This is a genomic window from Streptomyces sp. SPB074 (genome assembly GCF_000154905.1).
Taxonomy (GTDB): Bacteria; Actinomycetota; Actinomycetes; order Streptomycetales; family Streptomycetaceae; genus Streptomyces.
Window position 1 is genome coordinate 562247 of record NZ_GG770539.1, and the last position, 5117, is coordinate 567363.

Below are 5117 nucleotides of genomic sequence, written 5' to 3' on the forward strand. Positions count from 1 at the left end.
CCACCCGGCCACCACCCGGGGACGCACAGGGGGCGCGCGAGGGACGGGCCACCCGCCACCCCCCCCCTGAGAGGGGGGCGGGGTAACGGGGCGACAGGCGGGACGGGGGCATCGAGGGACCACTCCGCCCCCTGCCCGTTCATCGACATCACATGGCACAAGGCGACCACACGGACGCGCCTTTTGCCCGGGTTGAAGCACTTCACGACCCAAATAGGGTGAGCGATATTTAGGTTAGCCTCCCCTTATTCCGGAGGAGTCGTTCATGTCCAGTACCCGTACGGCGGCGGGGCCACCTGTCGCCGCCCCCGCGCCGCGCCCGCCGCCCCCGCGCGGCGCCGCCGGGGCGGCGCGCTCGGCGCAGGGCTCGCGCTCGCGCTCGTCGTCCTGGCGCTCGCGGTGCTCGCGAGCCTCGCGATCGGCGCCAAGCCGGTCGCGCTGGACACCGTGTGGAACACCGTGCCGCACCACGACCCGTCCGGCGACGCCCAGACCGTCGTCACCTCGCTGCGCCTGCCCCGTACCGTCGTGGGCCTGCTCGCCGGGGCCGCGCTCGGGCTCGCCGGCACCCTCATGCAGGGCCTGACGCGCAACCCGCTCGCCGACCCGGGGCTGCTCGGCGTCAACGCGGGCGCCTCCTTCGCCGTCGTCCTCGCGATCGGGGTCTTCGGGATCACCTCCTTCACCGGGTACGTGTGGTTCGGCTTCGCCGGCGCCGCGCTCGCCGCGCTCGTGGTGCACCTCGTCGGGTCCTTCGGCGGCCAGGGCGCCACCCCGGTCCGGCTCGCGCTCGCCGGGGCCGCGGTGAGCGCCGGGCTCATGAGCTTCACGCGCGCCGTGCTGCTCAGCGACACGCACACCTTCGACCAGTTCCGCTTCTGGGAGGTCGGCTCGCTCGCCGGGCGCGGGCTCGGCATCGCCGCGCAGGCCGGGCCCTTCCTCGCCGTCGGCGCGGTGTGCGCGCTCCTGTCGGGACGGCTGCTCAACACGCTCGGCCTCGGCGACGAGGCCGCCCGCGGTCTCGGCCAGAACCCCGCGCTCGCCCGCGTCTTCTGCTCGGCCTCCGTCGTGCTCCTGTGCGGGGCCGCGACCGCGCTCGCCGGGCCGCTCGGCTTCATCGGGCTCACGGTGCCGCACGCGGTACGGGCCTTCACCGGCCCGGACCACCGCTGGATCCTCCCGTACACGATGGTCCTCGCTCCCGCGCTGCTGCTCGTCGCCGACGTGCTCGGCCGCGTCGTGGCGCGGCCCGGTGAGATCGAGGTCGGCATCGTGACCGCCGTCATCGGCGCCCCCGTCTTCCTCGCCCTCGTCCGCAAGAGCAGGCTGGCGGAACTGTGACCCACGATCCCGTCGCGCACCCGGGGACCCCCGTACCCGGCCGCCCCGCCCCGGCCCCCGTCACGGCCCAGACCCTGCGCGCCCTGCGGGGAGTACGCCGCCGCACCCTGCCCCGGCTCCTCGTCGTGACGGGCACGCTCACCGCGCTGCTCCTCGCGCTGTCCTGTCTCGCGCTGAGCACCGGCGACTTCACCGTCCCGCTCGGCCAGGTCCTGCGCGCGCTCGCCGGGAGGGGCGACGCGGCCCCGGAGTTCATCGTCCAGCACGTACGGCTGCCGCGCGTCGCCACGGCGCTCGCGGCCGGTGCCGCCTTCGGCATGTCCGGCGCGGTCTTCCAGAGCCTCGTGCGCAACCCGCTGGCGAGCCCCGACGTCATCGGGATCACCTCCGGCGCGAGCACCGGCGCCGTCCTCGCGATCGTCGTGCTCCACCTCGGCGGCGCCTCCGTCTCGCTCGCCGCCGTCCTCGGCGCGGTGCTGACCGCCGTCGCGATGTACGCGCTCGCCTGGCGGCGCGGCGTGAGCGGGTACCGCCTCGTCCTCGTCGGCATCGGCATCTCGGCCGTGCTCGGTAGCGTCGTCTCCTACCTGACGACGCGCGCGGAGGTCCACACCGCGCGGGAGGCCCTGCTGTGGCTCACCGGGAGCCTCGGCGGCGCCGACTGGGACAGGGCCCGCCCGCTGCTGCTGTGCCTGCTGCCGCTGATCCCGCTCACCGTCGCGCTCACCGCGCGCGTCCTGCCCGCGCTCGCGCTCGGCGACGACGCGGCGGCCGGGCTCGGGCTGCGCGTGGAGGCGGGCCGGCTGTGGCTCGTCCTGGCGGCCGTCTGCCTCGCCGCCGTCGCGACCGCCGCGACCGGGCCCGTCACCTTCGTCGCCTTCCTCGCCGGGCCGCTCGCCCGCCGCCTCACCGGACGCGGCGGGCCCGGCCTCGGCGGCGCGGCGCTGTGCGGGGCGAGCCTGCTGCTCGGCTGCGACCTGCTCGCCCAGCACCTGCCCGGCGTGGGCGGCTATCCCGTCGGCGTCGTCACGGGCGCCGTCGGCGCCCCCTGTCTCCTGTGGCTCCTCGCCCGCGCGGGCCGCGTGGGCCAGGGGGGCTGACCCGTCATGAGGACCCCACCCGTGCCCCGTACCACCACCCCCGTCCCCGCCGAGAACCCCGCGCCCGCGCCGTCCACCGCCCCGGCCGGGTCCACCGCCCCGGCCGCTCCCGTCGTCGCGCCGCCCAGCAGCCTGGAAGCGCGGGCCCTGCACCTCGGGTACGCGCACCGCGGGGTCGTCGCCGGGTGAGCACCGCGCTGCCCACCGGCAAGGTCACGATGATCGTCGGGCCCAACGCCTGCGGGAAGTCCACCCTGTTGCGCGGGCTCGCCCGGCTCCTGCGCCCCATGGCCGGCGAGGTGCTGCTGGACGGCAAGGACATCCACTCCGTCCCCTCGCGCGAGGCAGCCGCCCGGCTCGGCATCCTGCCGCAGACCCCCGTGGCACCCGACGGCATCCGCGTGCTCGACCTCGCGGACCGCGGCCGCTACCCGCACCAGGGGCTCTTCCGGCGCTGGAGCGCCGAGGACGACACCGCCGTGGCCGAGGCGCTCGCCGCGACCGACACGCTCGACCTCGCGGACCGGCCCGTGGACGAACTCTCCGGCGGCCAGCGCCAGCGCGTGTGGATCGCGGTCGCGCTCGCGCAGCGCACCGGCATCCTGCTCCTGGACGAGCCGACCACCTACCTGGACCTGCCGCACCAGGTCGACGTGCTCGACCTCGTCACCGACCTCAACCGCGAGCGCGGCACGACGGTCGTCGCCGTGCTGCACGACCTCAACCTCGCCTGCCGCTACGGCGACCACCTCGTCGCCCTGCGCGAGGGCCGCGTCGTGGCCGAGGGCGCCCCCGCCGAGATCGTCACCGAGGAACTGGTGCGCGAGGTCTTCGCGATGGACTGCCGCGTCGTCCCCGACCCCGTGTCCGGCACCCCGCTCGTCCTCCCGATCGGACGGCATTTCAGTCCCGTCGGGTGACCCCCCGCGGCAAATCCGTCACCTCTACCACAAACACCCCACAGCAGAAAGGCATTCAGCAGTAAACACCCCCATCGGGCGCTATGCCCGTACCGCACCCCTACGGTCCGCTTCGGCACGGTTAGCATGACCCGCACGCGGCCCCGGTCCGCGTCCCGTACGTCCCCGTACTCCCCTCCCCCACCGTCGAGACCGAGGGAACCGCGGAATGCCAGTGACCGCTCACCGACCGCGCCCCGCGCGCCGCCCCGCGCGCCTGCCCCGGGCGGCGCCACCGCTGCTCCTGCTCGCCCTCACCGCCGTCGGCGCCATGGCCGCGACGACCGCCGCGCCCCCCGCGGCCCAGGTGTGGACGGGGACGACCGCGGGGATCTGCTGGCTGCTCCTCGCGCTCGCCACGACATGGGCCGCGCTGCTCGTGGGCGTGCACCGCCGTCGCGCCGAACGCGCCGAACAGGCCCGTACGGAGGCCCGCGAGGCGCTCTCCGGGCACACCGCCGAGATCGCCAGGCTCGTCCGCGTCCTGCTCCCCGACCTCGGCACCCGGCTCGCCGAGGGCGAGGACCCGCGCCGCGCGCTCGACGCCCTCCCGCTCCCCTCCGACCCCTCCCTGCGGGCCGCCCTCCACTCGGTGGCGACCGCGCTCGGCTCCGCGCACACCGCGGCCCGCGAGGCCCGCGCGCTCGGCGCGGAGAGCGCCCGGCGCGCCGAACGCCTCGACCAGGACATCGAGACCTTCGCGCACGAGACCGTGCCCCTCGTCGTCGCCCGCTTCGCCGCACTGCGCAACCACGGCGACGCGCTGCACCGCGTCCCGCTCCCCGAGGACGCGCGACTGCGCGCCGCGCTCGACGACTTCGCCTGGTCCGCGCACTACGGGATGCGGCGCGCCAAGGTCGCGTACGGCATGGTCCGGCACAGCCTCACCCGCGTGCAGGCGCGCAACGCGACCGTCCTGCACCGCCTCCAGGACATGCAGTTCCGGTACGGCCAGGAGGCGTTCAAGGACCTCTTCTTCCTGGACGAGACCGCGTCCCGGCTCGCCCTCGCCGCCGACCGCATCGCCTGGATGGTCGGCGGCCGGGGCAGCCGCATCTGGACCCGGCCCATCGTCATGTACCGCATCCTGCGCGGCGCGATCGGCAAGATCGAGGCGTACCGCCGGGTCGTGCTGCACTGCGACACCGAACTCTCGATCGTCGGCCGCTCCGCCGAGGCGATCATGCACCTCCTCGCCGAACTCATCGACAACGCGACCCAGTTCTCCCCGCCCACCGCCGAGGTGCACGTCTACGCCGAGGAGCGCCCGGCGGGCATCGTCGTGACGATCGAGGACAGCGGCATGAAGATCCCCTGGGCGATGCGCGAGTACGTGGAGGACTGCCTCGCGGGCAAGGTGCTCGACCTCGCGGACTTCAAGAACCACCACTACGGCTTCAACGTCGTCGGCATGATCGCCCACCGCTTCGAGATCGAGGTCAGCATCCGGCCGTCCTCGCGCGGCGGCACGGGTTTCGTCGTCCTGCTCTCCTCCGCGCACATCTCCGAGCGCAACCCCCAGCACCCCGCGCTCGTGGTCGAGCAGAGGCTCCCGGAGATCACCGCGCCCGTCGCCCCGCCGCTGGACCGGGACCTGCCGCCCGACGAGGCCCTCGCCAAGCACCGGGCGTGGGTCAAGGCCCACAAGGAGGAGCGCGCCCGGGCCGCCGCCACCGGCACGGACACCCCGCCGCCCCCGCCCGCATCCCCGTCCCCC

The 5117-nt window shown here is 75.3% G+C and carries 3 protein-coding genes and 1 pseudogene; all 4 read left to right on the forward strand.

The genetic code is table 11. The features are described from left to right. The first annotated feature begins 399 nt into the window (after positions 1-399). Positions 400-1341 (forward strand): FecCD family ABC transporter permease, encoded by a 942-nt coding sequence (locus SSBG_RS02270; protein WP_420790257.1) that lies wholly within the window; start codon positions 400-402, stop codon positions 1339-1341. After that, positions 1338-2441: a FecCD family ABC transporter permease gene (locus SSBG_RS02275; RefSeq protein ID WP_008744620.1), complete on the forward strand. Its 1104-nt coding sequence runs from the start codon at positions 1338-1340 to the stop codon at positions 2439-2441. The genes SSBG_RS02270 and SSBG_RS02275 overlap by 4 nt, the downstream gene beginning before the upstream one ends. A 21-nt stretch (positions 2442-2462) precedes the next feature. Then, a pseudogene (locus SSBG_RS02280) lies at positions 2463-3361 on the forward strand (ABC transporter ATP-binding protein). A 208-nt stretch (positions 3362-3569) separates the two neighbouring features. Then, positions 3570-5117 (forward strand): ATP-binding protein (locus SSBG_RS02285; protein WP_008744622.1); only part of this gene is annotated, 1548 nt, incomplete at its 3' end.